This window comes from Nocardia sp. NBC_01503, from assembly GCF_036327755.1.
In the GTDB taxonomy this organism is placed as follows: Bacteria; Actinomycetota; Actinomycetes; order Mycobacteriales; family Mycobacteriaceae; genus Nocardia.
On the sequence record NZ_CP109596.1, the window covers coordinates 2,389,020 to 2,408,446 of the forward strand.

General features: G+C 65.5%; 17 protein-coding genes. 4 read left to right on the forward strand and 13 right to left on the reverse strand.

The features are described from left to right. Positions 1–153 precede the first annotated feature (153 nt). The 8 genes from OHB26_RS10750 to glf form a co-directional block, all read right to left on the reverse strand. Positions 154–1,200: an alpha/beta hydrolase gene (locus OHB26_RS10750; protein ID WP_330184038.1), complete on the reverse strand. Its 1,047-nt coding sequence runs from the start codon at positions 1,198–1,200 to the stop codon at positions 154–156. 179 nt (positions 1,201–1,379) lie between these two features. Next, positions 1,380–2,477, reverse strand: coding sequence for an alpha/beta hydrolase (locus OHB26_RS10755; RefSeq protein ID WP_442943003.1), 1,098 nt, complete (start codon positions 2,475–2,477; stop codon positions 1,380–1,382). A gap of 231 nt (positions 2,478–2,708) precedes the next feature. After that, positions 2,709–3,782 (reverse strand): alpha/beta hydrolase, encoded by a 1,074-nt coding sequence (locus OHB26_RS10760; RefSeq protein WP_442942904.1) that lies wholly within the window; start codon positions 3,780–3,782, stop codon positions 2,709–2,711. A 253-nt stretch (positions 3,783–4,035) separates the two neighbouring features. Continuing rightward, positions 4,036–6,027, reverse strand: a complete 1,992-nt coding sequence (zomB, locus tag OHB26_RS10765) for a flagellar motor control protein ZomB (RefSeq protein WP_330185580.1) — start codon at positions 6,025–6,027, stop codon at positions 4,036–4,038. A gap of 46 nt (positions 6,028–6,073) precedes the next feature. Further along, complete coding sequence (locus tag OHB26_RS10770) at positions 6,074–7,021, reverse strand: decaprenyl-phosphate phosphoribosyltransferase (protein ID WP_330184040.1); 948 nt, start codon at positions 7,019–7,021, stop codon at positions 6,074–6,076. Positions 7,022–7,050: 29 nt separating this feature from the next. Further along, the gene (locus OHB26_RS10775) at positions 7,051–7,626 is read right to left on the reverse strand and encodes a phosphatase PAP2 family protein (RefSeq protein WP_330184041.1); all 576 of its coding nucleotides are present in this window, start codon (positions 7,624–7,626) and stop codon (positions 7,051–7,053) included. After that, positions 7,623–9,557 carry a glycosyltransferase gene (locus OHB26_RS10780; RefSeq protein WP_330184042.1) on the reverse strand — a complete coding sequence of 645 codons (1,935 nt, stop codon included), beginning with the start codon at positions 9,555–9,557 and terminating at the stop codon, positions 7,623–7,625. The genes OHB26_RS10775 and OHB26_RS10780 overlap by 4 nt, the downstream gene beginning before the upstream one ends. Further along, the gene (glf, locus tag OHB26_RS10785; RefSeq protein ID WP_330184043.1) at positions 9,554–10,750 is read right to left on the reverse strand and encodes a UDP-galactopyranose mutase; all 1,197 of its coding nucleotides are present in this window, start codon (positions 10,748–10,750) and stop codon (positions 9,554–9,556) included. The genes OHB26_RS10780 and glf overlap by 4 nt, the downstream gene beginning before the upstream one ends. 271 nt (positions 10,751–11,021) lie before the next feature. Between glf and OHB26_RS10790 the strand changes: the two genes are divergently transcribed. Continuing rightward, positions 11,022–12,242 (forward strand): hypothetical protein, encoded by a 1,221-nt coding sequence (locus tag OHB26_RS10790; RefSeq protein WP_330184044.1) that lies wholly within the window; start codon positions 11,022–11,024, stop codon positions 12,240–12,242. A gap of 1 nt (position 12,243) precedes the next feature. Here OHB26_RS10790 and OHB26_RS10795 read toward each other — a convergent pair whose 3' ends face one another. Both OHB26_RS10795 and OHB26_RS10800 read right to left on the reverse strand, forming a co-directional pair. Beyond that, a complete protein-coding gene (locus OHB26_RS10795) occupies positions 12,244–12,840 on the reverse strand; it encodes a hypothetical protein (protein WP_330184045.1) in 597 nt (198 codons plus the stop codon). Positions 12,841–12,979: 139 nt separating this feature from the next. Further along, positions 12,980–13,777 (reverse strand): MerR family transcriptional regulator, encoded by a 798-nt coding sequence (locus OHB26_RS10800; RefSeq protein WP_442942905.1) that lies wholly within the window; start codon positions 13,775–13,777, stop codon positions 12,980–12,982. 140 nt (positions 13,778–13,917) lie between these two features. Here OHB26_RS10800 and OHB26_RS10805 point away from each other — a divergent pair, with 140 nt between their 5' ends. Next, on the forward strand, positions 13,918–14,649 hold the full coding sequence (locus tag OHB26_RS10805; protein WP_330184046.1) for a S1 family peptidase: 732 nt from the start codon (positions 13,918–13,920) through the stop codon (positions 14,647–14,649). A gap of 63 nt (positions 14,650–14,712) precedes the next feature. Here OHB26_RS10805 and OHB26_RS10810 read toward each other — a convergent pair whose 3' ends face one another. After that, positions 14,713–15,351 carry an NAD(P)-dependent oxidoreductase gene (locus tag OHB26_RS10810; protein ID WP_330184047.1) on the reverse strand — a complete coding sequence of 213 codons (639 nt, stop codon included), beginning with the start codon at positions 15,349–15,351 and terminating at the stop codon, positions 14,713–14,715. A 40-nt stretch (positions 15,352–15,391) separates the two neighbouring features. Next, the gene (locus tag OHB26_RS10815; RefSeq protein WP_330184048.1) at positions 15,392–16,321 is read right to left on the reverse strand and encodes an EamA family transporter; all 930 of its coding nucleotides are present in this window, start codon (positions 16,319–16,321) and stop codon (positions 15,392–15,394) included. 102 nt (positions 16,322–16,423) lie between these two features. Here OHB26_RS10815 and OHB26_RS10820 point away from each other — a divergent pair, with 102 nt between their 5' ends. Both OHB26_RS10820 and OHB26_RS10825 read left to right on the forward strand, forming a co-directional pair. Then, positions 16,424–16,924: a MarR family winged helix-turn-helix transcriptional regulator gene (locus OHB26_RS10820; RefSeq protein WP_330184049.1), complete on the forward strand. Its 501-nt coding sequence runs from the start codon at positions 16,424–16,426 to the stop codon at positions 16,922–16,924. A 168-nt stretch (positions 16,925–17,092) separates the two neighbouring features. After that, positions 17,093–17,920: an MBL fold metallo-hydrolase gene (locus OHB26_RS10825; RefSeq protein WP_330184050.1), complete on the forward strand. Its 828-nt coding sequence runs from the start codon at positions 17,093–17,095 to the stop codon at positions 17,918–17,920. Positions 17,921–17,961: 41 nt separating this feature from the next. Here the strand turns inward: OHB26_RS10825 and OHB26_RS10830 are convergent, their stop codons facing one another. Continuing rightward, entirely contained in the window at positions 17,962–19,269 is a 1,308-nt protein-coding gene (locus OHB26_RS10830; protein ID WP_330184051.1) for a SpoIID/LytB domain-containing protein, read from the reverse strand. Between the last annotated feature and the right edge of the window lie 158 nt (positions 19,270–19,427).

The following is a 19,427-nucleotide window of genomic DNA, read 5'->3' on the forward strand; positions in this document are numbered from 1 at the left end:
GCGCTCGCTTCTCTATAGGCCGATATTCGGAGCCGATCGACCGAAAAACGCCCCGGAGACCAAATTGTGACGAGATCCGAAGAATCACCTGAAGCGAAAAGCTCCCCGCCCACAATTGGGCGGGGAGCTCGTTCGGCGCGGATTGCTCTGTGGTTACCCGATATTCGCCGACATGTCCGGAATCATCCGATATGCCTCTTCCTGCCAGTTGGTCCAGGCGTGCAGACCGGTCGGCGGGAAGGAATACACGACATTTCGCGCACCGAGCGTATCCATCCGAACCTGGAAAGCGCGGGTGTTCGCCAGCGCCAATGCCTCCAGCGGCGAACCACGCACCAGCCGATCGGCCGCGGCCCCCAGCGGGATATCCAGATCCTGCGGCATCGGCGAACCACTGCCCGCCGCGATCCAGAGCCGAGTGTTGTTGGCGATCAGCGTCGGTGCGAAGACGAACGGATCCATCCGCAGCCACTGATCACCCCACGGCGGAGCCATCGAGTCGACGTTGTAGCCGCCCGCGTCGATCATGGCGGCGCGGATCAACTCGCGCATCGACGGCGCGGAGATATTCAGATAGCCCGAATACGAACCGGCGTAGCTGAACTGATCCGGGTGGTAGGCGGCCAGTGTCAGCGCGGCCGAACCACCCATGGACAGGCCGAACACACCGTTGCGATTCGGGTTGAACCCCAGCCGATCTCGCAGCGCCCAGCGCAGCTGATTGGTCAGGAAGGTCTCCCAGTCGTACCGGTAGCTCTTACCCGGCCCCGCGCCCATCGCCTCGGTGGCACCCGAACCGGTATTGGCCGCGGAGGAACCCGCACCGGCCGGGACGCCGAAGAAGGAACTCGGCGAGTTCCAGTCGGCGTAGAAACTGGACTCACCGCCCACCGGCATGACCACATTGATATTCCAGCCGGCCAGCACCTCGGCGACGTTGGTGTCGTTCTCCCAGCCGTTCAGGAGTTCGGTGGCGCGCATACCGTCGAGCGCGTAGACGACGCGGTCGGTATTGCCATCGGCCGCACGCAGAATGCGCGTCTTGATCGGACCCATCACCGGAGAGTCGACCCAGAAGTCGAAGGCGGCCGGATTGAACGCCGCCGAAGCGGGTGGAGATCCGAGCACCGTAATGCCCAGTGGAACCAGCAGCGTCGCGGTGACGCCGAGAATCAATCGTTTCAAACCCGAACCGCGCATCGACCTAGCCCTCTCGTTGGAGCAGAACCGAGCTTGCGAACTGATCATCTGCGATACAGCGGCTCGAGCGGCTCATCAACTCGGCGTGTTACGCAAGAGAAGGCCCCCGCCCTGTTCGGACGGGTGCCTTTCCTATGCGGTTGGGTTTCAGGGGCAGAGCCCCTGAGCGCACGAGCGGATCAACCGATGTTGTTCGACAGGTCCGGGATCATGCGGTAGACCTCGGCGGCCCAGTTGTTCCAGTTGTGCACACCGGTACCCGGGAAGTCGTATGTGACATTGCCCGCGCCGATGGCCATCATGCGCGCCTGGAAGGCACGGGTGTTGACCAGTGCGAGCGCTTCCAGGGGCATCCCCTGAATGACCGACATGACCGAGGTGACATCACCCGCAGCCGGGATGGCGCTCGCGGCGGAGATCCACAGGCGGGTGTTGTTGTTCTTCAACATCGGCGCGAACACGAACGGATCCATGCGCAGCCAGGCCGGGCTCCACGGCAGCGCCATGGAGTCGACGTTGTAGCCCCCGGCGTCGACCATGGCCAGGCGCATGGCCTCACGCATGCCGGGGGCGGAGATGTTCAGGTAACCCGAGAACGAGCCCGCGTAGCTGAACTGATCCGGGTGGTAGGCCGCGAGGGTCAGCGCGGCCGAACCGCCCATGGACAGACCGAACACGCCATTGCGGGTGGAACGGAAGCCGAGTCGATCGCGCAGTGCGTTGCGCAGGTCCTGGGTCAGGAACGTCTCCCAGGTGTAGCGGTAGCTCTTGCCCGGACCACCGGACATGAGCTGGAAGGCGCCGGAGCCCGACGAGGAGCCCGAGGCCGAACCGGAGGAGGAGAGCGAACCGGAGCCGGTGCCACCGGGGACACCGAGGAAGGTGCTGGGCGAGGCCCAGTCCGCGTAGAAGCTGGACTGGCCGCCGACGGGCATGACGACATTGATGTTCGCGGCGGTCAGCGCGCGGGCGACATCGGTGTCGTTCTCCCAGCCGTTCAGAATCTCGGTGGCGCGCATACCGTCGAGCGCGTAGACGACGCGATCGGTATTGCCGTCGGCCGCGCGGAAGATACGGGTCTTGATCGGACCCATTCCGGTGGACGAGTCGACCCAGAAGTCGAAGGCGGAGGGATCGAAGGCCGCGTTGGCTGTTCCTGCCGCGCCTGCCGCCGACACCCCGAACGGCACCAGTAGCGCCAAGGCCACGCCAACCGCCGACCTCTTGATCCAACCGCCGCTCGTTCTCCGACGTCTCTCCTGCGCGCCTCGCATCATCAGGCCTTTCATGTCGTTCGTCTCCACCGTGCGATCGCGGGGCACGGCGGGCGTCTCGGGGAGCCTATCGTCCTATGGCTAACTGGGCGTTATCGGAATGAGACATATGTGACCCGGGCCACTAAAGCGGCTTTTTATGGTCTGTACCAGCATGTTGCTACAACCTGGGGCACAAATCCCCCGCTGTGCGAAGACTGCGGGGTTGCTGTGAATGTGGATCCGGCAACCGAATCAGCCGATGTTCGCGGACAAATCCGGTACGAGACGGTTCATCTCACTCTCCCAGTTCTTCCAGTTGTGTACGCCGACCGCCGGGAAGTCGTACACCACGTTCTTACCGCCCAGGCTGTTGAAGCGAGCCTGAAAAGACTTGGTGCCCACCAGCGCGATGGCCTCGATACCCATGCCCTGAATGGTCGAGGCGTTGATGGCATCGGCCGAGGAGGGCAGGCCGCTGCCCGCGGAGATGAAGAGCCTGGTGTTGTTGGCCTTCAACTTCGGCGCGAAGGTGTACGGATCGAGGTGCTGCCATTTGGCGTCCTTGGCCTTGGCCAGCGCGTCGACGTTGTAGCCGCCCGCGTCGAGCATGGCGACGCGCACGGCATCGCGCATACCGGACATGGACAGGTTAAGCGCGCCGGACAGCGAAGCGGCATAGCAGAATTGGCTCGGATAGTAGGCGGCCAGCACCAGCGCGGAGCTGCCGCTCATGGAGAGGCCGACCACACCGTTGCGAGTCGAGCTGAAGCCCAGGCGATCTCGCAGTGCGGCGGGCAGGTTCTGGGACAGGAAGGTCTCCCACTTGTAGGTGGAGGTCTTACCCGGCCCGCCCGCGAGCGCCTGTGCCGCACCGGATCCCGTACCGGACAGGGTGCCCGCCGGAATACCGAGGAAGGTGCTCGGCGAGGTCCAGTCGGCGTAGAAGGAGGACATACCGCCGACCGGCATGACCACATTGATATTGGCCGCGGTCAGCGTGTGCGCGGCATTGGTCTCGATCTCCCAGCCGTTCAGATCGTCGCGGGCGCGCATACCGTCCAGGGCATAGACGACCCGGTTGGTATTTCCATCGGCGGCCCGGAACACCCGGGACTTGATGGGCCCCATACTCGAATCGACCCAGAAATCCATACCGGTCGGATCGAACGCGGCGCGCGCGATGGGCGTGCTCCCCGGTCCCGCTACCGATATCCCGAGCGGTAGCAGAGCGGCCGCGGCCAGACCCAGAGCGGACCGCCTGGTCCATACGCGCCCTGCGGATTCTCCGTCCCCTGCCGGATTCTCCTGTGCCCCACTCACAGTCAAGCCTCGCATCTTGTGCGGCCTCCATCAGTATTGCGACAACCGTTGCGACACATACGAAGATGGTTCGCTACGGGCGTACCCGTGGATGCTATCGCGGAAAGACCCACCGGGTGTTACCAAACCGAGATGCGATATCGGTTTGACGTCTCGAAACGGACACAACGGCGGCGGCCCTGTGCTAAAGGGCCGCCGCCGTGGGGCTCAGTGAATATACGCAGTGTGAATTTTGCCCGGGTACCACCCGGGCCTCGGACTACTTCGGGTACGACGGGAACGGATCGACCAATCCGCACCGCTCGATCTCGTACTTCGGCACCCGATCGATGCGGTACTTCGAGAAGCCCAGCGCCTGCACCAAATTGTGCCGCCACCGGTCGAAGGTCAGCGGCGACCGCGAGGAGGCCAGCAAGTCCTGGGTGGCCGGACAGCTCAGCGCGACTCGCGCCTGCGCCACCCACTTGTCATCCATGAACCAGGGCAGCCACGGCTTCTGATCCACCATGCCCGCGTCCACCACGACCCAGTCCGGGTAGAGGTTCTTGTCATGTCCGATGCGACCATCGGTGAGCCGTTCGGTATGCGCCGCAAGCGGATACGCCAGCCCCATCTGATCGATGACGCGCACATCCAGCGGTACGTTCATGCTGGTCATACCGAGATTCAGGAAGAACACGGTATGTCCGGCGCCCTCGGCCGGGATGGGCTGCGGCGGCGGTGCGACGTACCAGAACATGAAGGACGGCGAATTCAACAGCAGTCCACCATTGGGGGTGTCGCGGATATCTCGGACCATGGCGCGCATGCGCGGATAGTCCAGATAATCCTCGGCGCGGATCGGATGATCGTGACCGGTATTGAGGACGTAGTAGATCCGCTCGTCCACGATGCCGGTGGAGCTGATCTTGGTTCCGGTGGTGATGGCGGTGGTGTTCGCCGCGAACAGCGCCCAGCCCGCCGTACCGAGGAAACCGGCCAGCACCACCGCGAAGGCCCAATCCGAGGCGCGCATACCGCGTTTGCGCACCCCGTCCGCACCGCCGAACAGCGTCTGCGGCACCCGGATCGGCAGCACCGCCACCGGCAGGATGAGGCAGAACAGCTGCGGCAGCAGCATGCGGCCGTGCATGAAGTCGCCGCCGACGCGGATCTCGTAGACGGTCAGCAGCAGACCACTGCCGACCATGAGCGCGACCACCGCGGCGGGCGTGTGCAGCCACACGCTGACGCGGTGAATCCGATTGCGCCAGCTCTTGTCCGGTGCCGCGGCGGGCTCATCGCCCTCGGCGGACTGATTCGCGGAGGTGAGATACCGGCCGAAAACACGCCCGGATGACGAGGGGGTCGTCCACCACGCGATGACCGCGGCGACGGCCAGCAGCACCAGCGGGATCAGCAGCCAGTACGGGCCCACGAAATTCCACAGGTAAACGAAGCCCTGCTTCCACTTCGCACCGCCCGCATCCTTGGACACGGCCGTATTCGGATAGGGCAGACCGTAATAGCCCATCCGCCAGACCTGGTACGCGACCGGCACCAGACCCGCCACCGCGACGATGACCGCGCGGAAGACGATCGGCCGCAGCCGGGTCTCGGGCAGCGGCGCGCAGAAGATCATGAGCAGTGCCAGCGCGCCGACCAGGGTCATCTCGGGTCGGATGAGCGGCGCCAGCCCGGCGAAGAACACCAGGCCGAAAAAGCTTGTCAGCCGGACCCGTTCGGCCTGGCTCCAGCGAATCAGCAACCACCACAGCACCGCCAGCCAGGCGATCACCAGGCTGGACTCCAGGCCGGAGGTGGCGTAGTCGCGGGCCGGGGGCACCGCGATATAGACCAGCGCGCCCGCCGGAACCAGGAAGGCGGCCTTGGTGCCGCCCCACAGCCGGGCCGAGCCGAGCATGGCGAAGACGATCGCGAGCACCGACAGCGTGAGCGCGATGCCGAGCACCACGTACTCCAGCCGCAGCTCGGTCAGCCAGCTGAAGAACCAGACCAGGTAGGTCCAGGCGGTACTGGTATTGGTTTCGACGCGTTCACCCGCATTGAAGACCGGGCCGTTGCCCGCCATCAGGTTTCGCACCGTGCGCAGCACGATCAGACCGTCGTCGGCGATCCAGCGCCGCTGCCAGCCACCGGCCGCGAAGAGGGTCGCGGTCAGCACGATCCCACCGACGAAGACAGTGCGGGATAGTCGCGAGAAACGGCGTCCGGACGAATCCGCACGCCGATGGCCGCGCCCGAGCGGCAATTGTGCCGTCGGCGCGCCTCCCTCTCGCTCTTCTCCCTCTACCACGTCAGGTGAGATAGACAGCGACACCTACCGCTCCGATCCAGGCGATTGCGAGGAACTGGAGGACCCGGTCCCCCAGGGCGATCTCTTCAGGTTCACCGGCTTCGCCGCCGTCGACATCCACCGCGTAGCGCAGGACCGCGATGACGAACGGGATCATGGAGATCGCGAACCAATCGGTGTCCTTGACCCGGCCCTGTTCGAACGCCCACAGCCCGTAGAACACGACCACCGCGGTGGCCGAGACGGTCCAGACGAAGCGCAGGTAGGTGGCGGTGTAGTACTGCAACGACTTGCGAATCTTGGCGCCGGTGTCGAGCGCGATCTTCAACTCCGCGTAGCGCTTTCCGGCCGCCATGAACAGCGAACCGAAGGCCATGATGAGCAGGAACCACTGGGAGAGCTTGATATCCGCGGCGGCACCACCGGCGATCGCGCGCAGCAGGAAGCCGGAGGAGACGATGCAGATATCGAGGACGGCCTGGTGCTTGAGGCCGAAGCAGTAGGCGAGCTGGATGCCGATGTACACGGCCATCACGACCGCCAGATGCCAGGACGCGAGGAACGATCCCGCGATGGCGCCGACCAGCAGCACGGCCGAGAGCCCGTAGGCCAGGTTCACCGGCACCACACCGGCGGCGATGGGCCGGTAGCGCTTGGTCGGGTGGGCCCGGTCGGCCTCCACGTCCAGTGCGTCGTTGACCAGGTAGATGCCCGAGGCCGCCATGCAGAAGACCACGAACGCGATGGCGACATGGCCGAGCACGGCCGCGTCGGTGAGCACCAGGTCACCGGCGTCGGTCTTACCCGCGGCCAGTGGCGCGGCGAGCACCAGCACGTTCTTGACCCACTGCCGCGGGCGCATGGCCTTGACCAGACCCCCGGCCAGGGTCTTGGGCGGGCCCTTGACAACTGCCTCGTCCAGCTCGGTGCTGGTCGGCTCTTCGCTCATGTCAACAAGGGCTCTTTCTTCCTGCGCGGTCACTTCGCGAGTCTCTTTTCGGCGGCAAGCACAACAGCGGCTGATGCGGCGCCCAGCGCGGAACCGGCGAGCACGTCGGATGGGTAATGCACCCCGAGGACGACCCGGGACAGCAGCATCGGCGGGACGAGCACCGCGGGCAAGGGTAACCCGGTGAGCCTGCCGAGCAACACAGCCGCTGCCGTGGTCGAGGTCGCGTGCGAGGACGGGAAGCTCAGCTTGCTCGGCGTCGACACGTTGACCTGCACCGATGGATCGTTCGGGCGCGGACGGCGAACGATCCGCTTGATCACCACCGAGGCGGCGTGCGCACCGAACGCGCCGACCGCGACCCCGGCCCACTGGCGGCGGCGCGGTTTGTCGGCGAGCGCGCCGACCGCCGCGATACCGATCCAACCGAGCGAATGCTCACCGAAGTGCGACATTCCGCGCGCGGCCTTGACGACCGCCGGGCGCTGTCCGATGGTGCCCTGCACCAGGTTCAGGACCTTGACCTCGGGCGGCGCGGCCGGGGCCGGGGCCTCCGGAACCACGTGCAACCCGCGGTCCGGCTCGGCGGCCTGGCTCGCTGTCATTTGGTCTCGTTCCCTGAGTCGATACCGAAGGTGTTCTCCCACGCGGACTTACTGGTGAGATGCGAATGCGCCGCACGATACTGCTCGCGCACTTCGGGGAAGCGCTCGGCCAGTTCCTTGCGCAGGCGCATGGCCTCCTTGAAGAGCGCGGCGGCCTGACGCGGATCGCGCTTGCGGTAGACCACACCGCGGCCGTCGGCGGTGGTGACGGTGACACCGTCCACCTGCGACAGCAGGAACCAGCGGGCATCGAGGGTCGGGACGTTCAACTGCGGCGTCTCGTGATGCGCGGGGTTGGCCTTGCGGAAGTTGTGCACGACGCCCCTGCCGAGCCGCACGACCTTGGCGAGCGGGTTGCCCGGTTCGCCGACCGCGCCGACCTCGGCGCGGCTGGCCATCGGCAGTTCGGTCGAGGACGGTACGACCACCGCGTCCGGGAACTCCTTGCGCATGGCGTGCACCTTGCCGAGCGCGGAGGGCAGCAATTCGAACAGCTTGTCCGGGCCCGCGAGGTAATCGCGGATGGCCTCGTTCTGAATGGCGACAGTCGAATATTCAAGGCACAGCAGGTGTTTCAGCGTCGCCTTGATGGTGTTGACCACCATCGGACGACCGTCGTTCGGCAGATGCAGCGAGGCGACCACGAGACGGTTGCGCAGGTGGAAGTACGCCTGCCAATCGATGGCGTCGTCCTTGTCGCTCCAGGCCATGTGCCATACCGCGGCACCCGGCAGGGTGACGGTCGGATAGCCGTGATCCCTTGCGCGCAAACCGTATTCGACATCATCCCACTTGAGGAACAACGGCAGCGGCTGCCCGATCTCCTCGGCCACCTGGCGCGGGATGACGCAGGTCCACCAGCCGTTGAAGTCCACATCGATGCGACGGTGCAACAGCTTCGAGTTGTCGCGGTCGCTGAGCGGATTCTTCGAGAAGTCGTGGTCGTAGTCCACATTCGCGGGCGCGGTCCACATGAAGATGGAGCGGTCCACGATCTCGCCCATGACGTGCAGGTGTGAACGCTCCTGCAGGTTGAGCATCTGGCCGCCGGTCAGGATGGGCGACTTGGCGAATCGCGAGAAAGCCAGCGCGCGCAGAATGCTGTCGGGCTCGATCTCGATGTCATCGTCCATATAGACGATGTACTCGGCATCGGTGGTCTTGAGCGCCTCGTACATGACGCGGCTGTAGCCACCGGACCCGCCGAGGTTCGGCTGGTTATGGATGGCGAGCCGATCACCAAGGGGCAGTGCGGCTTCGGCGAATCCCGGCTCGTCGACAACCTTGCGATTGCCCTGATCCGGAATGATGACGGCCTTGATCTTCTCCAGCACCAGCGGATCATTGCCAAGGGCTGCAATGGTTTTCACCGCATCGGTGGGCCGGTTGAAGGTGGGCATGCCGACGGCGATGCTGCCCTCACCCGGCGCTTCGATCGGCGCGTACCAGCCACCGCTGCGCACCTCGACCGCGCTGTCGGTGGTGATGTCGAACCAGATCCAGCCACCGTCCTCGAACGGGCCCAGATCCACCTCGAACTCGACGAGGGTGTCGTGCGCGCCGCCGGGTGTGCTGAACTCACTGCCCTGCACATGGATTCGCGAACCGTCCGCCTTGGAGCGGTACACGTCCACGCGACCGTGGCCGGAGAGTTCCAACCGCAACACCACGGACCGCAGGATGCTCCAGCGCCGCCAGTAGCTGGCCGGGACGGCATTGAAGTAGGTGCAGAACGACACCTCGGACTCCGCGCCGATGGACAGCGAGGTGCGCGTGGGCGCGTGCGCCCGCTTGGCATTGGTGTCGGACTCCTCGAGGTACAGCTTGCGCACATCGAGGGGTTCACCCGGCCGCGGCAGGATGATGCGCTGCAGCAGCGACTTGGCGCGGGTCTCGGTGGTCATCTCTTCCAGCGTCGCTTGTGCGGTCATTCGGCGGTATCTACCAGCGGCGCACCGGACTCCAGGTGCGGGCGCAGCACATTGTCGAACATGCTGAGCGCGGCGCCGATGGCCATATGCATGTCCAGGTACTGGTAGGTGCCCAGGCGGCCACCGAAAAGCACCTTGGCCGAGGCGGTTTCGGCCTTGGCGCGCTCGCGGTAGGCAAGCACCTTGGCGCGGTCCTCGGGGGTGTTGATGGGGTAGTACGGTTCATCGCCGGTCTGGGCGAAGCGCGAGTATTCGCGCATGATGACCGTCTTGTCCGTGGGGTAGTCCCGCTCGGGGTGGAAGTGGCGCGGCTCGATGATGCGGGTGTAGGACACGTCGCCATCGTTGTAGTTCATGACCGAAGTGCCTTGGAAGTCACCGGTTTCCAAGACCTCGGTCTCGAAATCGATGGTGCGCCAGCCGAGTTCACCTTCGGCATAGTCGAAGTAGGCGTCCAGCGGTCCGGTGTAGACGACCGGGGCGTCCGGGTTCTGCGCGCGGATATCGTCGCGGACGTCGAACCAGTCGGTGTCCACGCGGACCTCGATGAGGTCGCTCTCGGCCATCTTGGTCAGCCAGGCGGTGTAACCATCCTTGGGCAAACCCTCGTACGCGTCGTTGAAGTATCGGTTGTCGAAGGTGTAGCGGACGGGCAGTCGGGTGATATTGCCGGCGGGCAGATTCTTGGGGTCGGTCTGCCACTGCTTGGCGGTGTAATCGCGAATGAACGCCTCGTAGAGGGGGCGGCCGATCAGGGAGATCGCCTTCTCCTCGAGGTTGGCGGCGTCTTTGGTGTCGATTTCGGCGGCCTGCTCGGCGATCAGCGCGCGGGCTTCCTGTGGGCTGAAGTAGCGACCGTAGAACTGGGAGATCAGGCCCAGACCCATGGGGAATTGGTAAGCCTGGCCCTTGTGCAGCGCGAAGACCCGGTGCTGGTAGTTGGTGAACTCGGTGAACTGATTCACGTAGTCCCACACCCGCTTGTTCGAGGTGTGGAAAAGGTGGGCACCGTACTTGTGGATTTCGATGCCGGTCTCAGGCTCCGCCTCCGAATATGCGTTACCACCCAGGTGGTAGCGGCGGTCGACCACCAGCACCCGCTTACCCAGCAGGTTGGCGGTGCGTTCGGCGATGGTCAGCCCGAAGAAGCCGGAGCCGACGACGATGAGATCGAAGGGGGATGCGACGGTCACGGGAGCCCAGCGTAGTGGAAGAAGGTATTGCCGCGCGTGGGCTCCGGTATGCGGGGTTCGCGGGGCGCGAGGATACGACGGGTATGCCCGGTCGTCATCCCGCTGAGTGGGATGTCTTGTCGAGGTATTTGCCGAATATTCACCAAAGCGGTGACAGGCGATTCATGAGAGCTGTATTACATACGCACCGGACTGAACGTCCGTCCAGTTTGTAGCCGTGCCACCAGTACGCGGCCGTGCCCCCTCGCTCGACCGGAAGACCTTGATGACCATGCGGTTCCCCCGTCTCGCCCCACTCGTGGGCGCACTCACCCTCTCGGCGCTACTGAGTACGGCCGCCCTGATTCCGGCTGCTGCCCCGGCCCGAGCCGATAGCGAGACGCTGGCCTCGATGCCGGTGGCCGAATCGGTCGGTCTCTGTGGCAACGGCGCGGCAAGCTTCGACGATATTGTCACCAATTCGGCCAGCGCCATTCGGACCGCTGTTCCGGCAGGTCAGCTGGCCGCCTTCGATCAGCAGGTGAACGACTTCCGGCAGAGCGTCGCCGCGGTGCACGTACACCGCCGCGGCCTGCCCACCAGCCCGGTCGGGACGGGCGACCGCCTCGAATTCCTGGACGATCCGATCGTGTCGTACCTGGTGAACAGCCTGGACGCGATTCGTACGGGCGGTATCGACAAGACCGTGTCGCTGTCCCAGATCACCGTCGCCGATGTGGTCGAGGTGTTCATCCTCGGCACCCGCATCGTGAAGATTCCGGCGCAGCTGGCCGCGAGCCTGGTGCCGACCGCGGGCTTCATTCTCAAGCCGATCGTCGGCGCGCTGTTCAATGGCGTGAAGTCCCTGGCCCGTGCGGTGCAGGCGGAGCTGACCCGGAACTGCAACGCGCCCAATGCCTACGAGAAGTTGCGGCTGGAGCTGCCGGACGAGCATGTGGCGGTACCGCAGCCGCTGATCGATCTGGCCGATCAGCTGGTCAAGGCCGATGGAACGTGCACGCCGCTGGCCGAACTCACGACCTCCGATCTGGTCGAGCGGTCGCGTGCCTTCCTCACCCAAACCGCCGGTCTTCCGGTGGATCCCGCCGCGGTGCAGGCCAATGCCGATGCGCTGCAAGGGTTCCTGCGGGACAACCGGGTCGCGGACGTGGTCACCATGCGCCGGATCGAACAGCTCGGTCCGCTGGTGAACGCCATGGACTACGGGCCGCTGACCTTCCTGGCCAACCTCGGCTTCGATATCTACGAGGGCAAGGCGCTCAATACGGTCCCGCTCGCGGATGTGAAGGTGGAGAACGCTTTCGACCTGATCACGCTCACCCTGGACACCACCAGCCTGCTCATCACCGTGGGCAGCACCATCGCCGGTTTCACCGGTGTGGCCTCCACCATCACCACCCCGCTGGGGATCGCGCAGACCCTGGCCTTCGCACCCACCACCTACGGCATGCCGATCCTGCGCGGCGTCATGCAGTCCATGTGCGCAGCCTGATTCAGGCGTAGGGGTAGGGCATATATCCGGGCACGGCGGGCGGCGGGTTCTTATCCGCCGCGAGCCATCGACCCGTTGGCGGCACCGCGGCGAGAACGAGGATCAGCCCTTCGATCGCGAATCCGACCAGATCGGAAAGGTCCGGATCGGTGACCATTCCAACCGCGGTGCCCACCATGCCCATCGTGGTGGAAAAGATCAGCAGCACACGCCCGGCCGTCTTGCGGGCGATCAGCAGTAGCGCGCTGACGAGCCACAGCACGCCCAGCACCATGAGGAAGACGCCCACGATGATCGCGGTTTTGGACGATTCCGCGAGCGATGAGCTGTAGTAGCCATCCGTCGAGTTACTCGATACGAGGATGCTGCCGAAGGCGGTCTTCAACAGGCCGCCGAATCCGGCGAGCGCACCGACGACGAGCGCGATAACGGCCGCGCCGATAGCGGTTGATCCGCTGACGGGCGGGGTCGGATAACTACCTGAGTAACCGGGATAGCTCGGCTGTGGATATCCGAAACCCGGTTGGGGATAACCCTGTTGGGAATACCCGGGCTGCCCCTGCCCCGGATACTCCGGCTGACCGTACGGATACCTCATGGCGCCCTCCCCCGGCTGTGATTGGCGCGAACTTTACCGCGCGGCACCGACACCGGCGATGCCATATTCGGCTCCTGTGACCAGCACGGCGGCAACCCCTTCCGATGCTATGGCCGAAAGGGGTTGCCGCTTATCCGAATCAGAGCCGCGCGCTGGCATAGGCCAGCATGGCGTCGCGCACGAACTCGGTGGTGCCCGCACCGTACCTGTCGTAGTTGGCCGCGAATCGCGGGTCCGCCACGTACATTTCACCGAGATTGGTGAAGTACTCGGCATTCGGGCGCTTACCCTGCCAGCCGATGGTCACCCAGTCGTAGTGGCGCTGGACGATGGCCCGCACCTCATCGCTGTCGACCGCGAGTCCGGCGGCATGCGCCCGCCCGTAGTCGGCGGCGATATCCAGATGTGCCTGGACATGGGCTTTCTGCTCGTCCTCGGTCATGGACCGCCACCAGCGATCTCCGCTCTCCCAGGCGTCCCTGCCCCACCTTTCGATCACCTCGTCCTTGTATTCGCTGTTGTCGAATCCGTCGAACACTTCGTCGGCCATGAGTGGCTCACCCGCTTCCGTTTTCCGCAATGTGGTGTGTACCGAGGCGATTTGGCGTTCGATCCGGCTCTGCTCCTGTCTCAGCAATTCCAGATGGGTGCGCAGGGCCGCGGCGGTGTCCTTTTCTCCCGCGAGTACCTCGGCAATGGCCGGTAGGCCGAGCCCGAGTTCACGCAGCAGCAGGATCCGTTGCAGCCGGATGAGGGATTGCTGGCCGTAATAGCGATATCCGTTGGATCCGATCCGGCTGGGCGTCAGCAATCCGAGGTCACCGTAGTGCCGCAGGGTGCGGCTGGTGGTCCCGGCGGCCTTGGCCAAATCCTGGATCGACCATTCGGTTCCCTGCACGTCCACTCCCTTGTTCACCTCGATGAATTCAGCATGCAAGTTGACGTAGCGTCAAAGTCAAGGTTAGTTCAGGAACAGACTTGCTTCAGTGATCCGGCGCGTGACACGATCGCCCCGCGCGTTGGCGGAGACCGGTATTCGTCGCGCCGCTCGATTCTTTTCCGGGGGATGAGGAACCAATGTTCGTAACGGGCCGCGCCCGCATGCTGTCCTGGGCGGCCATTGCCGTCACCGCGCTGAGCACCACCGTGCTGTTCTCCGGGACGGCCGACGCCGCGCCGCCGGTGACGCTCGGCGGGGGCTCGGGCATCTATGTCGAGCAGCTCGACGATCCGAACAGCACCGCCGACTGCACCCTCACCTCGATCGGTTACGACCGGGACGGCAAGCTGGTCGGGATTACCGCCGGACACTGCGGTGAGGTCGGCGCGCGCATCGCCGCCGAGTACACCCGCAGCGGCGGCATCGGCGTGATCTCCGAGAAGAGTGCCGGAAATGACTGGGCCGTCATCGTTTTCGATCCCGCCCGGGTGAATCCGACCAAGCAGGTCGCGCAGTCGGTGATCAACAGCGTCGGCGCCCCGCCGGCGATCGGGGACATCGCCTGCAAGAACGGTCGCACCACCGGCTACACCTGCGGTCCGGTCTGGGAGACCACGCCGAACTGGTTCCGCAGTCAGGTCTGCGCCAATCACGGCGACTCCGGCGCACCGGTGCTGCTGGGTGATCGCCTGGTCGGAATGGTCGTCGCCGGAACCGATTTCGATGCCGGGCCGGTCTCGATCGAACTACCGGCGTGCAAGGGTGCGGGCGATCTGATCCACGAGCCGGAGCTGTCCACCACCATCTCGATGGTGCTGGCCGATATCGATCGGCACGGCGGCGCGGGTGCGGGGTTCCGCCCCTTCTGATCCACCTCCGATACGAAAATGGCGCGGGCCCCGAATGTTTCGGGGCCCGCGCCTTTTCGTTGTTCAGTATCCGGCGGTGAATCGCGTGCGGTGATGCTTGGGTCGTTCGGCCTCGTCGAGGAGGACCACCGCGAGGTCCTCCATCGAAATCGCCGAATCGCCTTGGTCATCGGAGATGAGTTCATGTGCGCCGAGTCGATATGAGCCGGTGCGCTCGCCGGGCTCGAGCACGGCCGAGGGGCTGAGGTAGGCCCAGTCGACGGCGGTACCGGAGTTCTCGAAGACCGCGAGCTGGTCGTTGCAGGCGCTGGCGATCGGCATGAGTTCGGCGGGGAAGCCGGGCTGATCGGTGAGGATCGCGCCGGTGCCGGGGACGGTGAGGCTGCCCGCCCCGCCAACCACCAGGAGGCGAATATCACTGTCCGCCAAGGCTTCCAGCAGTGCGGCGGCGACCTTGGACAGTTCGTGCTCATTGCCGCTGCCGGGGCGGGTGGCGCTGATCACCAGATCACTGCCCGCGACAGCGTAGCGAATCTGCTCGGCATCGGTGGCATCACCCGCCAGCACCATGACCTCCGCGGGCAGGCCGCGCACCTTACCGGGATCGCGGGAGACCGCCCGGACCTGATGTCCCCGGCTCAGGGCCTCGGTGACGACCCGGCTGCCGACTCCGCCGGTGGCTCCGAAAACGGTGATACGCATGGCTTCTGAACTCCTTCGATGAGTTGGTTGAGTGTCTGGATCAGGCGGCGACGCGGGCGGTGTCCTTGGCCACCGGCTCGATCGCGGGCTTGGGCGCGGTGGCGGTCTGGCCGAGCAGGGTGCCGCCGAGGGCGATGGCCATACCCAGCACCTGCAGCGGCGCGAGTGACTGGCCGAGGGCGATCCAGCCGATGACGGCGGCCGAGAGCGGGCTCAGCAGGCCGAGGAAGGCGACCGAGGTGGCATTGGCGCGAGCCAGGCCGCGGAACCAAATGGCATATGCCAGCGCGGTTCCGATGAGTCCGAGGTACAGGTAGCCGGCGATATTGCGGGCATCCAGGGCGGGCGGCATACCTTCGACGAAGAAGGCGATCGGAATCAGCATGAGCCCGCCCGCGGTGAGCTGCCAGCCGGTCATGGCGAGTGGCTTGACGCCTTCGGGGCGTCCCCAGCGCTTGGTCATGACGGTGCCCGCGGCCATCGATGCCGCGCCGCCGAGTCCGGCGATCACGCCGAGAGTGTCGAGGGCGGCCGAAGCGCGCAGTACCACCAGTCCGACTCCGGCGATTCCGATAACGGCCGCAAGGATTTTCCGAGTGGTGAGCCGCTCGTTGAGGGCCAGGGCCGCGAAGCCGAGGGCGATCAGCGGTGCGGCCGCGCCGAGGACCGCGGCGACGCCGCCGGGCAGCCGGTAGGCCGCCAGGAACAGCAGCGGCATGAACGCGCCGATGTTCAGTGCGCCGAGAACCCCTGCCTTCCATACCCATTCGCCGTGCGGGAGCTTGCGGGTGATGGCGAGCAGCAGCAGTCCGGCGGGCAGGGCGCGCATGAGCGCGGTGAACATCGGGCGGTCCGGCGGCAGGAATTCGGTGGTGATCGCGTAGGTGGATCCCCACACCAGCGGTGCGAGCCCGGTGAGCGCGAGGGTCCCGGCGTAGCCGGTGACGCTGGTGCGGGTCGTGATGGTCATCGTCAGCTCCTCATTGATAATCTCAACGTTGAAATAAAACCATCGAGATACCTCAGCGTCAAGTATCTTAACGCTGAGATTATTTCCGTTGAGAGGATCCCGGTGCCCGACGCAGTCGACCAGATCACCGCAGCCTGGCGAGAAGTACGCCCTGACGTCGACGTTTCCCCCATGGAGATCGTCGCCCGAATCAACCGCCTCGCCCAGCTCCTGGAGCGCGACCTGGCCGACTTCTTCCGCGGCTACGGCGTCGAGTTCTGGGAGTTCGACGTCCTGGCCACCCTCCGCCGCTCCGGCGGCGATACCGGCCTCACCGCCGGCGCCCTCAACAAGGCGGCCATGCGCACCTCCGGAGCCATCACCAACCGCATAGACCGCCTCACCGCAAAGGGTTTGGTCACCCGCGTCCCCGACCCCGTCGACCGCCGAGCCATCCGAGTAGCCCTCACCCCGGAGGGCCTCGACCTCGTCGACAAACTCCTCCCCCTCCACATGGCCAACGAACAGCGCCTCCTGGCAGCCCTCTCCCCCACCGACCGCACCCAGCTCCGAGCCCTCCTGAGCACCCTGTCGGTATCCCTCGGCGATATCTCCCTGACCTGAAAACGCCGAAAAGGGTTGGGGAAGGCCGCGGTGTCTATGGCGCGAGAGCTCGGGGCGGCCGCGGGTATGGGTACTTCGAAGTGCCTTCTGGCGGTGGGGAGATGGCGGTTCTAACTTCGTCTTCACCGCAACGGAGAAGGGAAGAAGACCATGTCGCAGGAGTTTCAGGTGCACACATTCACGGCCGGGGAGAACGGGATTTTCGTGAACGGATACCTGGTGGAGACGGCGGAGGCGGTCGTACTGATCGACTCCACGCTGCTGGTCTCGGACGCGCGGGCCCTGAAGGAGAAGATCGCGCAACTCGGCAAGCCGGTGGTGGGAGCGTTCGTGACGCATCCGCATCCGGATCACTTCAACGGGCTGCCGTACGTGGTCTCCGAGGAGACGCCGGTGTACTCGACCGCCGCCGTGGCCAAGGTGATCGCGGACAGCGCCGATGCCAAGCGGGCGCAGTGGGGTCCGACCTACGGCGCGGAGTGGCCGGATCGGTACCGCGTACCGGAGACCCTCGTCGAGAGCGGTTCGGCCGTGGAGATCGGTGGCGTGCGGGTGACCGTACACGAGGTCGGTCCAGGTGAGAGTCATGCTGACAGTTGGATTCTCGTACGTGGTGGGGAGCAGCGGGTCGCGTTCATCGGGGATCTCGCCTTCGGCGGGGTGCACTCCTATATGACGGACGGGCATTCGACCGAATGGCTGGCGGCGCTGGAGCGGCTCGGCACGGAGCTCGCCGGGTTGACGCTGTACCCGGGGCATGGGCCCGCCGGGGATGCCGGATTGCTTGCCGCACAGCGGAAGTATCTGGTGATGTACCGCGAGGCGGTGGAGCGGCTGCGCGGGCAGGCGGATTCGCTCACCGAGGAGCAGAAGGGCGAATTGGCCGCGCGTATGGCGGAATTCGAGCCGGGTGCCGGATTGGGCTGGCTGGTGCCGCTGGGGGCGGATCCCGTCGCGGCGGAATTGGCCGCTGCCGCAACGGCGGACGGCGAGTAGCGCGGGCGGTTCGAACTCCACCTGCGGATCGGGCTCGGACCTCAGGCCGGGCCGGAGAACAGCGGAACGGTGGTGGTGGGCGGCGTCGGGGTGGAGGCGGTACTCGGGGCGGCCGTATTGCCGGGGATTCCAGGGTTCAGTACTGGCCTCGGATTGACCGAATACTGTGCGTTGGAGAGCATTTCGAGGGCCTTGAGCAGCGGCGGGGTGACCGCCTCGGCGAGATCCCGGGGCGTGGGCGCGGTCGAACCCCTCGGGGCTGCCGGATCGGCCGAGGTCGGATCCGTGTACGACGGATCGGTCGCAGACGGGTCCGTGTAGGTCGGATCGGTCGCAGACGGATCGGTGTACGACGGATCGGTCGCAGACGGGTCGGTGTAGGTCGGGGCCGTCGGATCGACAAGGGTTGGGGCGGATTGGAATTCGCTCAGCGCGGGCCCGACCTCGAGATTGTCGATGCTGGGGGTTCCGGCATCTGGGGCCGCGGAGTACTCCGCGCGCAGAATGTGGTTGTCATACACCAGGACCTGCCCGGCGGTGGACTCGACGGCGGCGGTGGTGCGGGCATCCTCACGATCGGTGCCCGGATACGCCTGGCAGTCGGTGGTGTCGCAGGTCTGCGCATAGGGGTAGCGCTGTTCGGCCAGGACGTAGGAGCGGGCCGCGATCGCTTGCGCGCGAAGGGCTTCCGCGCCGCCTTCATCGGCCCAGTTGGGGACCATTTCAGCGGGGACAACACCGCGGAGATAGTCCTCGATATCCACCTCATTGATGACACGGGATTCGTTGCCGTCCAATGCCACGCCCAGTACACCGCGATAATTCGAGCCCTCGCAGAGCTCGAGCTGTTCGGCGAGAGGCCGATTCGCGCCGTTCTCCAGCGGATAGGCGTACGGGTCGTCCGTCGAACCCTCCCAGAGCACCTCGCCGTCGCAGCCGCTGGTGATGGTGACATCCGCGCCGGTAGCGGTCGGGGTGAGGTGGGCGGCCTGGCCCGGGACCACACGGCGGCCGGCGACATAGAGCCCGGTCTCGGACTCCACGTCGAGGGTTTTGCCGTCCAAGCCCATCAGCCGGACACGGACCGGTGTGGCGGCGACGGTATCCAGCGCCGCGCCCGGGTAGTAGTGGGCCAGGATCGTCTCGGCGGTATTGCCGCCGACCGCGCGGTCGAACGCGCCGTTCTGGCTGAGGCCGCGGCCGTGACCGGGGCTGCTGACGAAGTCGTATTCGCTGTCCGGCCAGGCCCAGAGCACACCGGCGGTGGTGCCGCCAACGGTGCCCGCGGCCAGCGATATGGCCAGTAGTCGTAGCCGTCTCCGGCGTTGGCGTAAGTACCCGTTCGGCATGTCATACCCATTCTGTTCATAGCCGAAGCTACATTCGAGTTACCGAAGCTAATCCTCAACCACACGTTCAGGGATTGTGACAGTTGGGACTAGTGTGATCGTTGGTTCGTCGAGACGCAACCTCGGCATCCCGGCGATCCGCAACGGTTTTACGTCGA